This is a genomic window from Paenibacillus dokdonensis (assembly GCF_004916975.1).
In the GTDB taxonomy this organism is placed as follows: domain Bacteria; phylum Bacillota; class Bacilli; order Paenibacillales; family Paenibacillaceae; genus Paenibacillus_AQ; species Paenibacillus_AQ dokdonensis.
Window position 1 is genome coordinate 1,087,793 of the sequence record NZ_STGQ01000001.1, and the last position, 19,505, is coordinate 1,107,297.

15 protein-coding genes are annotated in these 19,505 nt (G+C 47.6%); 12 read left to right on the plus strand and 3 right to left on the minus strand.

Translation table 11 applies throughout. The features are described from left to right. The first annotated feature begins 2 nt into the window (after positions 1–2). The gene (gene rhaA / locus E6W40_RS04980; protein WP_136604471.1) at positions 3–1,259 is read left to right on the plus strand and encodes an L-rhamnose isomerase; all 1,257 of its coding nucleotides are present in this window, start codon (positions 3–5) and stop codon (positions 1,257–1,259) included. Between the two features lie 90 nt (positions 1,260–1,349). Here rhaA and kduD read toward each other — a convergent pair whose 3' ends face one another. From kduD to kduI, 3 genes are read right to left on the minus strand one after another with little or no spacing between them, the layout of a single operon-like run. Then, positions 1,350–2,102 carry a 2-dehydro-3-deoxy-D-gluconate 5-dehydrogenase KduD gene (kduD, locus tag E6W40_RS04985; RefSeq protein ID WP_136604472.1) on the minus strand — a complete coding sequence of 251 codons (753 nt, stop codon included), beginning with the start codon at positions 2,100–2,102 and terminating at the stop codon, positions 1,350–1,352. 31 nt (positions 2,103–2,133) lie between these two features. Further along, the gene (locus E6W40_RS04990; RefSeq protein WP_136604473.1) at positions 2,134–2,898 is read right to left on the minus strand and encodes a DeoR/GlpR family DNA-binding transcription regulator; all 765 of its coding nucleotides are present in this window, start codon (positions 2,896–2,898) and stop codon (positions 2,134–2,136) included. Between the two features lie 49 nt (positions 2,899–2,947). Beyond that, positions 2,948–3,781 carry a 5-dehydro-4-deoxy-D-glucuronate isomerase gene (kduI, locus tag E6W40_RS04995; protein WP_136604474.1) on the minus strand — a complete coding sequence of 278 codons (834 nt, stop codon included), beginning with the start codon at positions 3,779–3,781 and terminating at the stop codon, positions 2,948–2,950. Between the two features lie 361 nt (positions 3,782–4,142). Here kduI and E6W40_RS05000 point away from each other — a divergent pair, with 361 nt between their 5' ends. From E6W40_RS05000 to E6W40_RS05050, 11 genes are all read left to right on the plus strand, one after another. Beyond that, complete coding sequence (locus tag E6W40_RS05000; RefSeq protein WP_136604475.1) at positions 4,143–5,333, plus strand: glycine C-acetyltransferase; 1,191 nt, start codon at positions 4,143–4,145, stop codon at positions 5,331–5,333. 39 nt (positions 5,334–5,372) lie between these two features. Further along, on the plus strand, positions 5,373–6,335 hold the full coding sequence (locus E6W40_RS05005) for an L-threonine 3-dehydrogenase (RefSeq protein WP_136604476.1): 963 nt from the start codon (positions 5,373–5,375) through the stop codon (positions 6,333–6,335). Between the two features lie 247 nt (positions 6,336–6,582). Beyond that, positions 6,583–8,379: a S9 family peptidase gene (locus E6W40_RS05010; RefSeq protein ID WP_136604477.1), complete on the plus strand. Its 1,797-nt coding sequence runs from the start codon at positions 6,583–6,585 to the stop codon at positions 8,377–8,379. A 251-nt stretch (positions 8,380–8,630) separates the two neighbouring features. After that, positions 8,631–9,566, plus strand: coding sequence for an ROK family protein (locus tag E6W40_RS05015; protein WP_342774682.1), 936 nt, complete (start codon positions 8,631–8,633; stop codon positions 9,564–9,566). Between the two features lie 10 nt (positions 9,567–9,576). Further along, positions 9,577–10,782, plus strand: coding sequence for an MFS transporter (locus tag E6W40_RS05020; RefSeq protein ID WP_136604478.1), 1,206 nt, complete (start codon positions 9,577–9,579; stop codon positions 10,780–10,782). Positions 10,783–10,855: 73 nt separating this feature from the next. Next, positions 10,856–11,422, plus strand: a complete 567-nt coding sequence (locus tag E6W40_RS05025; protein ID WP_136604479.1) for a sugar O-acetyltransferase — start codon at positions 10,856–10,858, stop codon at positions 11,420–11,422. A gap of 172 nt (positions 11,423–11,594) precedes the next feature. After that, the gene (locus tag E6W40_RS05030; protein WP_136604480.1) at positions 11,595–12,737 is read left to right on the plus strand and encodes a GntR family transcriptional regulator; all 1,143 of its coding nucleotides are present in this window, start codon (positions 11,595–11,597) and stop codon (positions 12,735–12,737) included. A 439-nt stretch (positions 12,738–13,176) separates the two neighbouring features. Next, a complete protein-coding gene (locus tag E6W40_RS05035; RefSeq protein ID WP_246073054.1) occupies positions 13,177–14,589 on the plus strand; it encodes an ABC transporter substrate-binding protein in 1,413 nt (470 codons plus the stop codon). Positions 14,590–14,677: 88 nt separating this feature from the next. Beyond that, complete coding sequence (locus tag E6W40_RS05040) at positions 14,678–17,629, plus strand: extracellular solute-binding protein (RefSeq protein ID WP_136604482.1); 2,952 nt, start codon at positions 14,678–14,680, stop codon at positions 17,627–17,629. An 82-nt stretch (positions 17,630–17,711) separates the two neighbouring features. Next, positions 17,712–18,620, plus strand: a complete 909-nt coding sequence (locus E6W40_RS05045; protein ID WP_246073055.1) for a carbohydrate ABC transporter permease — start codon at positions 17,712–17,714, stop codon at positions 18,618–18,620. A 3-nt stretch (positions 18,621–18,623) separates the two neighbouring features. After that, the gene (locus E6W40_RS05050) at positions 18,624–19,496 is read left to right on the plus strand and encodes a carbohydrate ABC transporter permease (protein ID WP_136604483.1); all 873 of its coding nucleotides are present in this window, start codon (positions 18,624–18,626) and stop codon (positions 19,494–19,496) included. Positions 19,497–19,505 lie beyond the last annotated feature (9 nt).

The following is a 19,505-nucleotide window of genomic DNA, read 5'->3' on the forward strand; positions in this document are numbered from 1 at the left end:
AGATGGATACGAACATTCAAAACAGCTATAACGAAGCTAAAAAGCTTTATGAAAAGCATGGCGTAGACGTAGAGGACGTACTTGAACGGCTTTCCCGCATCAAGATTTCACTGCATTGCTGGCAGGGGGATGATGTGAGGGGCTTTTTGAATAAAGGACAGGAGCTGAGCGGCGGCATTGCTGTTACAGGCAGCTATCCAGGCCGTGCAGGTACTCCTGACCAACTGAGACAGGATTTGGAGAAGGCATTCGAATTCATACCTGGACAGCATAAAGTCAACCTTCACGCGATTTATGCTGACACGGAGGAGCATATTGACCTGGATGAGCTTGAGCCCAGGCATTTTGTGAATTGGGTGAGCTGGGCGAAGGAAAAGGGATTTGGCCTGGATTTTAATCCAACCTGTTTTTCGCATGATAAAGCCAAGGATGGTTTTACGCTCAGCCATTCTAATCCTGAGATTCGGGAATTTTGGATTAAGCATTGTAAGGCTTCCCGCAAAATCGCGGAATCTTTTGGCAGGGAACTGGGGCAGCCGTGCGTAACGAATTTCTGGATTCCGGACGGTTACAAGGATACGCCGGTCGATCGTTTGTCTCCGCGCGTAAGGCTTATGGAGTCACTCGATGATATTTTCAGCGAGCCGATCAGCGAGGAATATAATATCGATGCCGTGGAGAGTAAGCTGTTTGGTATCGGTTCTGAAAGCTATGTTGTCGGCTCGCATGAATTTTATATGGGATATGCTCTGACGCGCGGTAAAACGGTATGCTTTGATTCGGGACATTTCCACCCGACAGAAACCATCTCCAATAAACTTTCCTCATGGCTGTTGTTCGGAGATCAATTGCTCCTGCATGTCAGCCGTCCGGTACGTTGGGACAGCGATCATGTGGTGACGATGGATGATGAGCTGCTGGATATTGCGCGGGAGCTGGTTCGCGGAGAACTGCTTGATAAGACACATATCGGTCTTGATTTCTTCGATGGAAGCATCAATCATGTTGCAGCCTGGGTCATTGGAACAAGAAACACCTTAAAGGCGCTGCTGCGGGCAATGCTTGAGCCTGTCGATAAACTGAAAGAGATTGAGCTCGAGGGGGATTTCACCTCCCGACTGGCACTCGTGGAAGAATTCAAGTCCTATCCATTCGGAGCGATATGGGATTATTACTGTGCCAAGGCGGATACGCCGGTAAGAGAAGATTGGCTGGCTGAGGTCAAGCATTACGAGCAGGAAGTACTCTTCAAGAGATAACATGATTTCTATTCATATATGAAAAGACCGCATTCTCTCCAAAGAGAACGCGGTCTTTTTTTCATGATAATATAAAATTGAACAATCAAGCTATCTTGCCATCCATCCGCCATCCACGCAAAGGACATGACCATTAACATAATCCGAAGCGGAGGAGGCCAAGAAGACGGCTGCGCCCTGCAGATCCTCCGGCGTTCCCCAGCGTCCGGCAGGGATACGTTCCGTAATAGAGGCCATGCGCTTCTCGTCAGCTTGAATTTGAGCTGTATTATCGGTAATCATGTAACCGGGAGCGATGCCGTTGACCTGAACGCCGCTGGCGGCCCATTCGTTGGCGAATGCTTTGGTCAGACCGGCTACACCATGCTTGCTGGCTGTATATCCCGGAACATTGATGCCACCTTGGTAAGATAGCATGGAGCAGATATTGATGATTTTCCCGCTGCCACGCTCAATCATATGCCTGCCGGCAATCTGCGAGAGCAAAAAGACGCTATTCAGATTCAAGTCTATGACATCGAACCAATCTTTTTCACTGTGGTCCTTGGCAGGCGTCCGCCGGATCGTACCCGCATTATTAACGAGAATATCAATCTGTCCTGTTAATGACAGGGCTTGCTCGAACACCTTCTGAAGTCCCGCTGCATCGCTTAGGTCTGCTTCAATCGCCTTGCCCTTACGTCCCAATGCCTCAGCTTGGGTCACAGCCTCCTGGGAAGAGCTGCGTGCAACGCAAACCACATCGGCTCCTGCTTCGGCCAGGCCGATGGCTATGCCTTGACCGAGTCCGCCGGAGGTTCCGGTAATCAGAGCCGTTTTACCTTTCAGATTAAACAGATTCATGTAATCATCCGCCCCTTATATACAATAGGGATCAATGTTCTCCGCTCAGTTCAACCGGAATATTGGCTTGACGGTACTCCGATAGAACCGCTTCCGGCAGCCCATTGTCCGTAATCAAATGATCCAGCTCATGCAGCTTCGCGAAGGTACGAAGTGCGGTCTGTCCAAATTTATGATGGTCGATCACCGCGATGATTTCCCGGGCGGTGTCGATAAGAGCACGCTTGAATGCAATGAGCTCACCGGTATAGATGGAAAGTCCATGCTCAAGATGTATACCCGTAGCCGATATGAACGCTTTTTGAATGTTCAGTTCCTTCACATACGCTACGGCTTCTGGACCGGTCAGACTATTGCGGACCCGGTAGCCACCAGGAACAACGAGATTGATTTTATCTTTTTTGGAAAGCTCGCTGATGATATATACGTCATTAGTGATGACCGTGAGCTGGTGGTTAGGCAAAAGCCTGGCGATTTCCAGCGTGGTGCTGCCGCCGTCAAGCGCGATGATATCGCTCGGGTGAATTCTTGTCAGGGCTGCTGCCGCAATGCTCCTTTTTATCTCCAAGTGTCTGGAGATCGGTTCTTTCGATGGCAAAATGCCAAATTGATCCGATTGGGCAAGCACGGCGCCGCCATGAATGCGGCGAATCAATCCCTGTTCCTCCAGCCGGGTCAGGTCTTCACGGATGGTTTTGCCCGTAACATTTAATGTATCGCTCAAATCCGTCACGGTGACCTCTTTGTTTGTCAGCAGTACTTCCATAATCTTCTCGTGCCGCAGTATCGGGTTCATAAACAAGCCTCATTTCAAATCAGGAAAATATAAATCACTATTCTATTCTCTATAATAATTCCTTCATATTAACGGGGTCCATATCGGAATAGATTTTGTTATCGCCGGCCATACCCCAGATAAATGTATAATTGCTCGTACCGACGCCGCTATGAATGGACCAGCTTGGAGAGATGACAGCCTGTTCGTTACGCATAACAATATGGCGTGTTTCGCTTGGTTCACCCATCAGATGAATGGCAACCGCATCCTCAGGCAGATCAAAATACATATAAGCTTCCATCCGGCGTGGATGTACATGGGCTGGCATCGTATTCCACATATTACCCGTTTTAAGCAGAGTCATACCCATGACAAGCTGTGAGCTCTGAATGCCATTTTGATGGATGAACCGATAGATGGTGCGGTCGTTGGAATTTTCGATTGCACCCAGATCCGCTGATTCGGCTTCGGCAAGGGTAGCTTTTTGAGTCGGATACGACTGGTGGGCCGTTGCGGAATTCAGATAGAATTTTGCAGGGCTTTCAGTGTCCAGACTTTTGAAGATAACCTCCCGGTTGCCCATGCCGACAAACAGGCATTCCTTGTGATCAAGCTCGTGTTCCTGGCCTTCCACGATGACGACACCTTTTCCGCCTACGTTAATGATACCGATTTCACGGCGCTCCAGAAAAAAGCTGACTCCGAGCTCTTTTAAATCCATATCCAGCTTGATCTCTTCCGCGATCGGAAAAGCTCCACCAATGATGAGTCGGTCTTCGTGAGTCAGCACGAGCTCCAGATGATTCGGGATAAAGAGCTTAGGGATATGAAATTCTTCGCGCAGGCGCGCAGTATCAAACTGTTTTACTTCCCGTGGATGTGAGGCATATCTTCTTTCCAAGACAAACACTCCCTTTAGGTTCATTTATGTTCAATACGTTCATATAGGTTCACATTATATCTTTTTTAAGCTTTTAGCAACCTCTTTCTGATCTGAAAATATTCGTAGAAGTGACCCGTTCCAAACCGCTAAAGGCCGAAGTTGGATCTTTTTGTATATAAAAAACAGAAGTGCTTATCTTATTGATAAGCCTGTTTAGCATGGATATTAAAAATTTTATGTATTTCATTGTCCTTGGTGGATGTACAAATGAATTAAAAGATGCTACATTGAAGATAAATAATCTCTTGTATGGTAAGGGTTTTTAATATTATTAATGTCCTCCACTTAAGGACACTTGTATATTTGGGAGGGATTCGCCATGTCTAGTCATTCACTCGATCAGTTTTTAACAGAGAATATCGAGGATTTAAAGAGCAAGGGCTTATACAACGTCATTGATCCCCTGCAGGGACCGAACGGACCAACCATTCTTATTGAAGGAAAAAACCTAATTAATTTGTCTTCCAACAATTATTTAGGATTAGCTACGGATGAACGGCTGGTCGAAGCTTCTGTCCAGGCGACGAAAAAATACGGCGCAGGCGCCGGTGCTGTGAGAACGATTAACGGAACGCTGGATCTGCATCTGGAATTGGAACGGAAGCTGGCTGAATTCAAACACACCGAGGCCGTAATTACCTACCAATCGGGATTCAACTGTAACATGGCTGCCATTTCCGCGGTTATGGACAAAAATGACGCCATTTTATCCGATGAGCTGAATCATGCTTCCATCATCGACGGATGCCGCTTGTCCAGAGCCAAAACCATCCGTTTCAAGCATTCGGATATGGAGGATCTAAAAGCGCAGGCCAAAGCCGCCAAAGAATCAGGTCTGTACAATAAAATCATGGTCATTACCGACGGCGTGTTCTCCATGGATGGCGATATCGCGAAGCTGCCGGAAATCGTGGAGATTGCAGAAGAGTTTGATCTTATTACTTATGTGGATGATGCACATGGATCAGGTGTTCTCGGTGGTGGAGCCGGAACGGTGAAGCATTTTGGATTGTCCGACCGGATTGACTTCCAAATTGGTACGCTTTCCAAAGCCATCGGCGTTGTTGGCGGATATGTGGCTGGCACGAAGAAGCTTATTGAATGGTTGAAGCTTAGAAGCCGTCCGTTCCTGTTCTCGACGGCAATGCCGCCAGCCTCGGTGGCTGCATGTATCGCTTCGGTGGATATTTTGATGAATGACAAGACTTTGATCAAGAAGCTTTGGGAAAACGGAGATTTCCTGAAGAGCGAGCTGAAAAAGCTTGGATTTAACGTCGGCCACAGTGAAACGCCAATTACCCCTTGCATTATCGGGGATGAAGTGAAGACACAGGAATTCAGCAAACGTTTGTATGAAGAAGGCGTATATGCCAAAGCGATCGTATTCCCAACGGTCCCTAAAGGAACCGGGCGGATTCGTAATATGCCTACGGCTGCCCACAGCAAAGAAATGCTTGAGCAGGTTGTTTCTACTTACGAAAAGGTAGGCAAGGAATTGTCAATTATCTAAAGCCGCCTGCCGGGGGAAGCCAAATGGGGAGGAATAACGATGAAAAGAATTTTGGTGACGGGTGCATTAGGCCAGATTGGATCGGAACTGGTCGCCAAACTGAGACAAACGTATGGTGCTGACCAAGTCATTGCCACTGACGTGAGAATGTCGGGGCATGAAATTACAAGATCAGGCCCTTTTGAAACATTGGATGTGACCAATGATAAGGCCATGTTTGAGATTGCCAAACGGCATCAGGTGGACACCGTCATCCACTTGGCGGCACTTCTGTCCGCAACAGCCGAAGAGAAGCCGCTTTTGGCTTGGAATCTGAATATGGGCGGTCTGGTCAATGCGCTTGAAGTGTCGAGAGAACTGGGCTGCCAGTTCTTTACGCCAAGCTCTATCGGCGCATTTGGGCCATCCACGCCAAAAGACAATACGCCGCAGGACACGATTCAGCGTCCGACCACGATGTATGGTGTGAATAAAGTGTCCGGTGAGCTTCTATGCGACTATTATTTTCATAAATATGGCCTGGATACCAGAGGTATCCGTTTTCCGGGCCTCATCTCCTATGTGACTCCACCCGGAGGAGGTACGACGGATTATGCTGTCGAGATATATTACGCAGCAGTCAGCAAGGGCCGTTATGCTTCGTTTATTGATAAGGGCACCTATATGGATATGATGTATATGCCGGATGCATTGGATGGAATCGTTCAGCTGATGGAGGCAGACGCGTCCAAGCTCACACACCGGAATGCGTTTAACGTGACCGCGATGAGCGTAGATCCGGAAGCGATCGCTGCTTCCATACGCACAAACATGCCGTCCTTCGTCCTGGAATACCAGGTGGATCCGAAGAGACAGGCTATTGCCGAAAGCTGGCCGAATTTCATTGATGCCTCTGCCGCAGCTTCGGAATGGGGCTTTAAGGCAAAATATGATTTGGATGCAATGACATCGGATATGCTGAGCCAGCTGAGTTCCAAGGAAGTACTTGCTAAGAAGGCTTAAAGGAAGACGGGAATATTATATCTGCAATATGAGTTTTATTATAGGCTGTCTGCGTTATCCGAAATTGGATAACGCAGACAGCCTATTTTTAATGATTACATCCTTTTCATCTCATCAAAGATTGGCTGAGCAGTGATGTTTTCTCGCACCCGATATCTGGTCATGCATACAGAGGGTGAACTATAATGAAGAATGTACCCAAGCATGCTTGGGTACTAATTTTCCGGGAGACAGGAGATGCAAATCCATGATTCAATTTCCGAAGCCAGATGTGGAGCAATTTTTCCAGACGTATATCATTCGATCCTTTGGCGTAAGCAGCGACGAGTCGCGGCTTGTATTCAGCACTACGCTCAGTGGCAAATTCAATTTATGGGCTATGGATTTGAAAGGGGAAACTTCCTATCCGTTCCCGATTACGTACAACGACCAGATGTGCAGTTTTATCAAGCTGGATCCTCAGGGCAGACAGATCCTAACGGCATTTGACCGTGATGGAAATGAAAATTACCAGCTGAACGCACTGAGATGGAATGGCGGCGAGCCGATGCCGCTGTTTGAAGGCGCTTCACCGGATGATAAGCATGAATTCGTGCATTTATCCGAAGATGGAAAACGGATCTACTATATGACTTCCAAAGACAATCCTAATTTCCTGAATTCCCGTGTATACCATTTGGAGTCGAAGGAAGACCAGCTGCTTGTGGAGGGGAAGGATACAACAACAGAAATGAGCGCTGTCAGCCCGGATGAGAAGACGATAGCCATTACCAAAATGTATGCCAATACCTACTATGTGAGTTATATTATCCGCGAAGGCGGGGAAGAGGTATGCCTTACACCATCACCGGAGCAGGTCCATACTTCTGGAAATGTACAGTTCCTGGATAATGAGAATGTCATTTTCACAACGGATTTTGATTCGGAATTTACATATATGGCACACTACAATATCAAAGATGGAACCTTTAAAAGGCTCTGCGAGATTGAAAGGGAAACGGTAAATTTACTTCGTCTGCATAAGGAATCGGGCACCGTGTATATCGTGACGGAAAAGGGCGTTGAAGACCATTTGTATGCCTACGCACTTGACAGCGGCGAGCTGACATCCATACCGCTTCCTTCCGATATTCTCGATCAGCTTGTGGTGACCCGTTCCGGTCATCTGTATATTTTGGGACGCGGAGCGGTTAAGCCGTCTAATATTTACCGTTATGATGGCAGCAGCTGGACTATGCTGACCCAAAACGTTATGACCGGCTTAACGGAGGATGATCTGGTTGCCCCAGATGTCGTAACCTACAATTCATTTGACGGAATGGAGATTGAAGCGCTCCTCTTCCGTGCCAAAGAGCATACGGCTAACGGCTATACGGTATTCTGGCCGCATGGTGGCCCACAGGCTGCGGAGCGTAAACAGTTTCGCGCGATGTTCCAGTACATTATTGCACAGGGCTACAATATTTTCTGTCCGAATTTCCGCGGCAGTACCGGCTATGGCAGCTCCTTCGTGAAGCTGGTGGAACAGGACTGGGGAGAAGGACCACGCAAGGACTGTCTGGCCGGGATGGAATGGTTGTTTGAGCAGGGCATATCCAGCCGCGACCGGCTATTCGTTCTTGGAGGAAGCTATGGAGGATACATGACGCTGCTGCTTGCCGGACGGAATCCGGAATACTTCAAGGCTGCAATCGACATTTTTGGAGTGAGCAATCTGTTCACATTCTACAATTCGGTTCCGGATCACTGGAAGCCAATCATGGAGCAGTGGCTTGGCGATCCGGAGCGCGACCGCGAGCGGTTCATCAAGGATACTCCGATTACGTATCTCGACAATATGGTAAATCCGATGCTGATTATTCAAGGCGCCAATGATCCACGGGTTGTCAAAGCTGAGTCTGATCAGATTGTCGAAGCGCTTCAGGCCCAAGGCCGCGATGTGGAATATATCGTATTTGATGATGAAGGTCATGGTATTACGAAGAAGGCCAACGAAAAGGTTGCTTACGCGCGTATGGTAGAGTTTCTGAACCGCTGCCAATAGGGGAATGTTTATATCCAATTCGAAGGGGCTCCCAATCAGGGAGTCCTTTTTATATAGGGCAATCGAAACTAGACTGGACAATAACTTGCTGCCTAGTTATAATACTTTTTATTATACTTTTAATAATGCATATAAAAAGTAAGAAGGTGATTAAAATCAGTCAGATAACCAACAATTCCATTCGGGTGAAGAAAATTAACCAAGAGCTCATCAAACAAGCTTTGAGATCCATGAAACAAGGAACAAAATCCATGATTTCAAAAGAAACGGGATTAAGCATTGCTACCTGTGGAAATATTCTTAACGAACTTCTTGAGACAGGTGAAGTCATAGAAACCGAATTGGAGGCACCTAATGGAGGCCGTCCGGCTAGGCGATTTATTTACAACGCGAATTTCTCCTACATAGCATGCGTCTATGTCAAAGCAGAGGGAGGTATTCATTCCTTAATTTATGCGGTTGCTAATTCCGTTGGAATCCCCGTGGACAATGGATGTATCGAGGCGGAGCTTATTGACGCTGCTGCCATTGACCATTTGATCGGAACACTCATTGAAAAGCATAACCACATCAAAGCCATAGGTATCGGAATTCCCGGGCTTGTCCACCAGGGCGTTATTAACGTGTGTGATATCAAGGAGTTAATTCATGTTCCCCTGGAAGCTCAGTTGAAAGAGAAATACGAGATTGAAGTCATCGTTGAAAATGATATGAATTTGACCGTGTACGGATTTTATAAAAAACAGGATTATGAGGTGGATAAGACCATTGTAGTGGTTACTTTCACCAAGGATAACTTTCCAGGTTCCGGTATTATGATAGACGGCCACATTCACAGAGGGAATACCAAATTTGCCGGAGAAATTTCATTTTTACCCTTCGGCATTTCCCGTGACGAACAATTTATGCAGCTTAATCATCATGATACTTTTATTCCATTGGCAGCACATACCATTACGTCTTTAGTTTCAGTTATTAATCCGGAGACGATCGCGTTGACCGGATCTCAGGTTGAAGAAGAGGATGTGGAGCATATATACAAAAAATGTCTGGATGTGATACCGGAGGAACATATGCCTCAGCTTATTGTATTGGATCATCCGGATGATGATTATATGACCGGTTTGATTGCAGTCACACTCGAAAGCTTAACCTATAATTTACAGCTTGTAGAGAAGCGGTGGTAAGGACATTTAGATGACAAGTGAACATTTACGAGACCCAAAAGTCGTCCGGAATATTCTATTCATGTTATTTGGTTTACCGGGTGTCGCATTTGCATCCTGGGTATCGAGAACCCCCATGGTTCGGGATAACCTCGGCGCATCCACCGCGGAAATGGGTATTATTATTTTTGGACTTGCGGCTGGTTCTATATTGGGGCTGCTCAGCACAAGCCACATCATTGCACGTACAGGTGCGAGATTCGTCATACTGGGCAGCACGCTGTTGATATTAGTTGGTTTTGTCATTGTGAGTATTGGGGCAGCGATCTCATCAGGTACCGTCGTATTTGGCGGGCTGGCCATCTTTGGCTGCGGCTATGGAGCAGCGGAAGTCGCCTTGAATGTGGAAGGAGCTGCTGTTGAAAGACGATTGAATAAAACGTTGCTGCCTGCCTTTCACGGATCATTCAGCGCAGGTACGTTTGCCGGTGCGGCTATTGGATCGGGAGCAGCTGCAGCCAACATCCCTATAGCCGTACATTTTGGAGCTTTAGCTGTCCTCATTGCAGCTGCAACGGTTTACTTCTATCGTTTGCTCCCCAAGGATACAGGTAAAGAAATCGTAGACGACTCGGCTGGTTCCAAATCATTAATATTGCAGCAGCTTGCCGTATGGAAAGAACGGCGTGTTTTATTCCTTGGTATCATTGTACTTGGCATGGCATTTGCAGAAGGATCCGCGAATGATTGGCTGCCTCTGACCATGGTTGATGGTTATCATGTCGATTCATTAACAGGATCATATATCTATGGCTTGTTTGTTGGAGCAATGACCATTGGACGGTTCACAGGCGGATATATACTGGACAAATTCGGCAGGGTTCCTGTCCTGAGAGGGAGCGCGATCCTGGGTGGGATAGGGATACTTCTGGTTATTTATGGACAGCATTATATCGTTGCTACGATGGGTGTCTTGTTATGGGGGCTCGGAGCTTCTCTTGGATTTCCGGTGGGATTGTCTGCTGCCGGGGATGAGCCGCGTGGGGCCGCAGCCAGGGTTGGCGCTGTGGCAACGGCCGGATATTTGGCTTTTCTGGTGGGTCCTCCGGGATTAGGTTTATTAGGAGAACATGTCGGACTTTTAAAAGCCATGATTGCCGTACTCATCGGCGTTGTCATCGCAGGCTGTCTATCCTATATTGCTAAGCCGATGAAGTCCAAAGGAACAAAAGGATAGAATGAAGCTAATTTATTTCAAATACATTTGGTGAACGTACACCTAAAGATTGAACGAGGAGAGGAATATGATCATGCCTACAATATCGGAAAAAGAAAAAATGATAAATGGGGAGCTTTATGTGGCTTCTGATCCCGAGCTAACTGCAGAACGGGAAAACGCAAGGAAATTGATGCGGATGTATAATCAGACCACCGAAACTGAGAATGAACTGCGGACGGAGCTTCTAAAAAAACTGTTTGGTTCTACGGGTGAAAATGTATTCATGGAACCTAATATTCGCTGCGATTATGGCTATAACATCCATGTCGGGGAAAATTTCTATGCCAATTTTGATTGTACGATTCTGGATGTTTGTGAAGTCCGGATTGGAGATAACTGCTTCATTGCTCCGGGCGTACACATATACACGGCAACTCATCCAATCAATCCTTTCGAACGCATTGCCGGCCCGGAATACGGAAAGCCTGTAACGATCGGCAACAATGTATGGATTGGTGGAAGAAGCGTTATTAACCCTGGAGTTACGATAGGTGACAACGTAGTTATCGCATCTGGAGCCGTAGTGACAAAGGATGTTCCATCCAATACAATCGTGGGCGGTAATCCAGCGAGACTAATCAGACAAATTGAACTTTAAAACATACGAAGATGCTGCTTGGGGCTGTTGAGATGGATCTCGACAGCTTTTTTTATAGTCTATCATTTCGAGTCGGATGTTCAATTTGGTATATTAGTTTGCATAATCAAACTTTGATTTGGTATAATCAATTCGTGTATGTGAATAAAGGGACAGACTGGAAGTGAGTATAATGCAGTCAAACCAAAAACCATTGTATGTAGTCATCATGGAAGATTTGAAAGAAAAGATACTATCCGGTGAATATAAAGAAGAACAGCAGCTTCCAACCGAAGTGGAGCTTGCAGAGCAGTCCGGCGTCAGCCGCATTACTTCCAAAAGAGCCTTGATTGAGCTTGAACGGGAAGGGTTGATATACCGTAAGCGGGGCAGCGGGAGTTATGTTAAAAAACAGGAGCAAAGAGGCGGCCCGGGCGAAATGGGCGCGAGCACGTCCACCCCGATTATTTCAATGATTCTGCCTTATATGGCTACAAGCGAACTGGATTTCATCAAGGGAGCCACCGATTATCTGGATACCAAAGGATATTATTTGAGTATCCATAACAGCAACTGGAGCAAGGAGAGGGAGCGTGAGTTTCTGCTTCGCATTCCAAAAAACGGCTCGAACGGGATCATTCTCTATCCCATTAGTACGATCAGTAACATTGATGTGCTAAACGTGCTCTACTGGAATGATTATCCACTCGTCATGATTGATCAGTACGTGGAAAGCCTTCCGGTAACAAGCGTGGTATCCGACAATTTCAACGGCGGTTATATGATTGCCAAGCAGCTGATTGAGCTAGGGCATGAACGGATCGCTTTTATATCCAGCATCGCTATTGAGTTCCGGAGCTCGGTACGCGACCGGTATCAGGGATACTGCAAAGCGCTGCGGGATCACGGGCTTCCCGTCGACCCGGAGCTCACCATTGTTGATTTTTACCTTGAAGCTGACATGGACACGAGCAATATGTTTTATAAAAACATGATCAGCAGGATTATGGAACTCGGAGTGACGGCGATCCAGGCCGAGCATGATCATCTTGCTGTTGATCTACTGCGCAGCGCGCTGGAAATGGGAATTCAGGTACCGGGACAGCTGTCGATTGCAGGATTCGACGATCACATGATATCCAGCCTTGTTGAAGTCCCATTGACCACGATTGCCCAGGACTACAGTGAAATCGGTCGTAAGGCGGCCGAACTGATTGTCAGCCAGATTGAGGAGCGCGACAAAAGTCCCGAGCGTGCCCTGGTACCGGTCCGGCTCGTTGAAAGAGCGTCAACATCAGCATTATCCGATGAATATACCGCCCAGGAACAAATTTAAAATCTCAAGACTTATTAAGACTGGCCCAAGAAGGGGCCGGTCTTTTTGCTTTGTTTTTACGCATATGTCCATCTCGTTTGCTTACAGTCTGGGTCTCAAGTAAGTCTCCATGTTAGATATAATTAATAGATCATCATAAAATAATAAGATATATTCACTATTTACAAAATATAGGCGCCAGATTATAATAACTCGTGTAAGCGGTATATAAGATATATCTAATATGATATATGAAGCGGCAGATCCTGATTGTTGTCCTCAGGATGCAAGGCATATCGCTTATTGTTAAAAAGATATTATGTAAACGCATTCTTTTCTGCGAAATTCAGCAAATGAGGGGTGATCGGTTTTATTGCTTTAGGTTTCATTGGTCTTTTCTGTATTCAGGTTCAACAATTCTAATCCGAAACGGAAAATGGGGGATGAACGCGTGAAGAAGATGAAGGTACTCTCCATGCTGCTCGTAGTCATGATTTTTGTTTTCACCATTGCAGGCTGCGCGGGCGGCGGCACCAAAGAAGGCAGTTCCAATGAAAGCAATAAAGCCACGCAGCAAGAGCCTGCGAAAGAGGCAGAGAAGGAGCCTGAGAAAGAGCAGGCGGCTGCGCCGGAAGAGAAAAAGACTGATTTGGGCGGAGACACGATCAAGATTGGCGTCTGGTATGATGATGCCGATCCGAGACTGGTCAAGGAAAAAGGTCCTGCCGAAGAAGAGCAGATCAAGCTGATTGAAGAAGTCGAAAAGAAATACAACTGCAAAATCGAATTTGTGAAATTCGGCGATTACGGCAAATACGTAGAAAACTTCACCACGACATCCCTCTCCGGCACACCATTTGCCGATATTGTTCTCCTCGAGCTGTTCTGGGCCTTCCCGACACTCGCCAACAAAGATTTTATACAGCCAGTAGACGACAAACTTGATTTGAATGATCCAAAATACATCAGCTGGATGAAAAAGGGCGGCAGCTTTAAAGGCAAGCAATACGGCATGACCGACTCTTCCCCTTCACCATACGGTATTTTTTACAACAAAACGCTCGTGAAGAAGCTGGGTCTCGAAGATCCGTATGAACTCCAGCAAAAAGGCGAATGGACTTGGGATAAATTCCGCGATTTCGCCAAAAAGGCAACCAAAGACACCAACGGCGACGGTAAAACAGATATTTATGGTATTGCTGGCGCTTACGGTAAAATCAATTCTTTCACGGAGCAGTTGATCTACTCCAATAAAGGCACGGTTGACAAGGATGCCGAAGGCAACATCAAATTCTCACTCAACAGTGAAAATTCGATGGAGGCACTGCAGTTCGTTTCCGATCTGTACAACAAAGACAAATCCATCATGCAGCCGATTCCGGATGATGCGAACAAGGAATTTGTGGCGGGCAAAGGTGTCATGTACGGCGGCTTCAGCTGGGAGCTCGGCGGACTGCTCGACAATATGAAAAACCAGGAAATCGGGTATGTATTCTTCCCGAAAGGTCCGAAATCGGATAAATACGTCTCCTATACGCCTTTTGGCAACATGTTCATGGTAGCCAAGTATTCGAAGCATGCGGATGTAGCGGCAAAGATTATGGATGAGATCAGCCTGCATGATGTCGGCAGAAATTTGTCACAGCAATCTTGGGAAAGCTCCTATCCGAACAAGGAATCCCTGGATACTCGCAAGCAAATGTCTGAAAGTATTGACTACATTTCCTACTATGCGATCCCTGATGGCGGGAAAATGTTTGAAGGTGTCGTTAAGGATATTACAACCGGCAAAATCTCACCTTCCACCGCCGTGGATAAGGTTAAGCCACAGTTCGAAGCCAACATTAATAAATTGCTTCAGGACAGCAAATAACCGACCGGCAGTATAGTAACTCTTACGCGTACCCCTGTTCCTTTTGAGCAAAGGGATAGGGGTACTGCTAAGAGAAAAGGGGGAGCCCATGCACAGACCGATAATCAAGGCAGCGTCCATACTGCTTCTGGTGTCACTCGCCGCAGGTATTCTTACAGCTGCGCAGGGACCATCTTCCCGCGAGGCTTCAGCCTCGGCCGTGCAAACGCCGGAAAAACTGGACCTCAGCGGTATCAAAAAATCATTGAAAACTGGTGGATACGAAGCGTATCTGTCCAAACATGACGGGGCCGCCACTCCTTCCAAAGATGTTGTGATCGAAGGTGATCACTACAGCCAAGCTGAAGGCATGAACGTGTCCGTGCTGCAAAACTATGAGGGCATGCAGGGCCAATCCATTCTCACACAGGATGCCGGCAGCGTGACATGGGATTTTGATATCAAGCAAGCAGGGCTGTATAACATACGACTTAATATATATACCGAACCGGGCAAGGATTCCGATATCGAGCGTGAGATCGCCATTGACGGCGCCATTCCTTTTACAGAAGCCAAAAGCCTGGTGTTCAACCGGGTATGGAAAAATGAAAAGGGATCCTTTGATCAGGATGAACGTGGCAATGATCTGACACCCAACCAGGTCGAGGAGCATTTGTGGCAGGAGATTGCCTTGAAAGACAGTACCGGGGCTTACGAAGATCCGTTTCAATTTTATTTTTCCGCAGGCAAGCACAGCCTGTCACTGACTTCGGTCAAAGAGCCGCTAGTCATCCGGCAGATTAAGCTGTCGGCACCGGATGTTATACCCTCATACAGCGAAATGGCTGCCCAATATTCACAAGAAGGGCTGAAGTCGGTTTCGGATGTATCCATTAAAGTGCAGGCAGAGCAGGCTCTGTATAAATCTTCACCAAGTCTTCTTCCCTACAACGACCGGTCCAATCCGGCTGTGGAACCTTATCATGTATCCAAGCTGCGCAATAACGCCATGGGCGGTTATGCCTGGAGGCTTCCGGGACAGTGGATGGAATGGGAAGTCGATGTGCCGCAGGATGGTTTATACCAGATTGCAATTAAAAATCGGCAAAACTATCTTCGGGGCCTATCCGTGCTTCGTTCGATTTACATAGACGGGGAATTGCCATTTAAGGAAATGCAGACCGTCACGTTTCCATACAGCAGCGCGTGGCAGATGAAAACGATTGGACCTGGCGGAAGCGAGCCCTATCTTTTTCATCTGACCCAAGGCAAGCATCGGATCCGGATGGAGGTTACGCTCGGGGATATCTCCCCAATCCTGCGTTCCGTGGAATCCAGCATTCTGGACTTGAATGCAATGTACCGCAAGATCATCAGCTACACCGGTACGGTTCCGGATACGTTCCGTGACTACAATCTGGAGCAGCGGATTCCGGAGATGACGAAGGTGTTCCGGGAGTCCAGCGAACAGCTGTACAGTATTTCCAAAGCGATTGAAGGTCCTTCCGGACAAAGCGATGAGCGAACGTCCATCATTAATACGGTTGCTTATCAGTTGAAGGATATGGCGGATAATCCGGAATCTGTGCCGTCACGTGTGGAAGCCTTCAAAACTAATGTAGGTGCGCTGAGCTCGTGGATGCTGACGGTGAACGAGCAGCCTCTCTCGCTCGATTACTTAATTGTAAGCTCACCGGGCAGTAAGCTGCCGCAGCCAGAGGCCGGTGCATGGACGAAGCTGGTATCCGGTACGGAATCTTTTTTCGCTTCCTTCTACGAAAACTATGACGATTTTTCTAGTGAGAATGACAGCAAGAATAGCATTTCCGTGTGGGTCACCTCCGCGCGTGACCAGGCACAAGTCATTAAAAGGCTGATCGATGATCAATTTACATCCAAAACAGGGATACATGTGAATCTGAAGCTGGTGGCGTCGGATGTCATTCTTCCTTCTACTGTAGCAGGCAAGGGACCTGATGTGGCCCTGCAGATCGGGAACGATCTCCCTGTGAATTACGCCAGCCGCAGCGCGCTGCAGGATCTATCGTCTTTTCCGGATTTTAATACGGTGAAAGAACAATTTAATGCAAGCGCCCTTGTTCCTTATGAATACGGCGGATCCTATTACGCGCTGCCGGAGCAGCAGACCTTCCCGATGCTCTTTTACCGGAAGGACATCCTGGAAGATGAGCTGCATCTGAAAGTGCCGCAAAGCTGGGATGACGTATATGATATGCTCCCTGTGCTGCAAAAGCATAACCTGCAGTTCGGACTGCCGCAGCGGTCGCTTGATGCCTTAGGCAATGAATCGTCAACCAACAATATCGCCACAATGCCGCCAAGTCCGGCCTTTGCGATGTTCTTATACCAGAATCAGGGGCAGTTTTACAAGGATGGCGGCAAGGCCGTCGATCTGGATTCTGAAACGGGGATACAGGAATTCAAGCAGTGGACAGACTTTTATGTCAATTATAAGATCCCGATCGCTGTTGATTTTGCCAACCGTTTCCGGACTGGCGAAATGCCGATCGGCATTGTCGACTACACCATGTACAACAAGCTCAGCGTATTTGCGCCGGAAATCAAAGGCCTGTGGTCCTTTGCGCCGGTACCGGGAACGCTTGGCAGTGACGGCAAGCTTCACCATGAAGTGGGCAGCAGCGGCTCGGCAACCGTCATGTTCAAGCATACAACCAACAAAGATGCAGCATGGGAGTTCATGAAATGGTGGACCAGTAAAGATACGCAGATCGCTTATGGACGGCAAATGGAAATCCGCATGGGGGCTTCCGCCCGTTATCCGACGGCCAACAAAGATGCTCTCTCCCAGCTGCCATGGCCAACTCAGGATCTTCGCAAGCTGCAGGATCAAATGCAGTGGGTAAGGGGTATTCCGGAGATTCCAGGGGGGTATTTGACAGGACGGAATATTGATAATGCGTTCCGCCGGGTGGTTGTACAGGGCGAAGATCCGCGTGAGACGATGGACAATTATGTGAGAGCCATGAATGAGGAAATCACGATCAAACGAAAAGAATTTAATCTCGAGGTCGAGAAATGAGGGACCTTCAATGAAACAGCAGATTGCAGAACGTCCCGTCATGACGGGTGCGAAAATGCCAGGCGGCGGCACACCGGGGCGTATGCTCCGGAAAAAAATCGCCAGAGCGTGGCCGGAAATGAAAAAGAACAAGCATGCTTATGTGCTGATGGCACCGTATTTTATCATTTTTTGCACGTTTACGGTCATTCCGGTGCTCTTATCCTTTTTCTTAAGCTTCACGAATTTCAATCTCCTGGAGACGCCTAGATTTATCGGCTGGCAGAATTACGCGAGATTGTTCGTGCAGGATGATATTTTTATGATCGCTTTGAAAAACACATTGTTGTTCGCTGCGATCACGGGTCCGATCAGCTATATCGCCTGTTTTATGTTCGCCTGGCTCATTAATGAGCTGCCGCCGAAGCTGCGGGCGCTGCTCACACTGGTCCTGTATGCCCCTTCGATTTCGGGCAATACGTATTTGATCTGGACGCTGCTCTTTGCAGGCGACTCATACGGATATGCGAACTCTTTTCTCATGAAGTGGGGCTTTATCATGGAGCCGATCCAGTGGCTTCAAGACTCCAGGTATGTGCTGATGATTCTGATTCTGGTACAGCTGTGGCTGAGCCTTGGCACATCCTTTCTGGCTTTTATCGCCGGTTTGCAGAACGTGGACCGGGCGATGTATGAAGCAGGCAGCATCGATGGAATACGCAACCGCTGGCAGGAGCTGTGGTTTATTACGCTCCCTGCCATGCGGCCGCAGCTGATGTTCGGCGCTGTCATTCAGATTGCCTCGGCCTTTTCGGTCGCAGAAATTTCGATCTATCTCATTGGCTTCCCGAGCGTGGATTACGCCGCGCATACGATCGTAACCCATCTGGTTGACTATGGTTCAATCCGCTTTGAAATGGGATACGCATCGGCGATCGCCACCGTATTGTTCACGATTATGCTCACAGTGAACCTGATGACCCAGAAGCTTCTTGGAAAAGTAGGTGAGTAATGGATGAAACTCGTACTTAAAATGCCGAAAAGACTGAACCGATCCTGGGGCGTCGATCTGCTGCTGTTCGTACTGCTGGGTGGCGTAGCCTGCTTTATGGCTCTGCCGCTGGTATTCACCATCAGCAATGCATTCAAGCCGATCGATGAAATCTTTACTTTTCCGCCCAAGCTGTTTGTCCGGAACCCGACCTTAAAAAACTTCACAGACCTTGTCGGCATCTTCAGTGATTCCTGGGTACCCTTTTCGAGGTATGTGTTTAACACGTTTTTCATTGCCATTTTCGGAACGGTGGGGCATGTGATTTTGGCTTCGGCAGCAGCTTATCCGCTTGCAAAGCTCCGTTTTCCGGGCAAAAAGCTTTTGTTCAATATTGTAGTGCTTTCACTCATGTTTACGGTTTATGTGACCCAGGTTCCGAACTACATGATCATCTCTTATCTGGGCCTGATCAACACCTACTGGGCTATACTGCTGCCCGCTTTCGGCATGACGCTGGGTCTTTATCTGATGAAGCAGTTCATGGAGCAAATACCCGATGCGCTGCTTGAAGCGGGAAAAATTGACGGCGCCAGCGAGTACCGTATTTACTGGCAGATTGTGATGCCGATTGTGAGACCTGCCTGGCTGACGCTGATTATCTTTTCCTTGCAGAATCTCTGGACCAACGGTTCCGTAACCAGCCACAAATATATTTACAGCGAACAGCTGAAAACGGTGGATTATGTATTCGGGCAAATCGCAAATGGCGGTCTGGTACGCACAGGTCCGGTAGCAGCTGTTACGCTTTTAATGATGATCGTACCGATTACCGTGTTCATCGTGACGCAGAGCAGTATCATCCAAACGATGTCCACATCGGGCTTGAAGGAATAACAGGGGGGC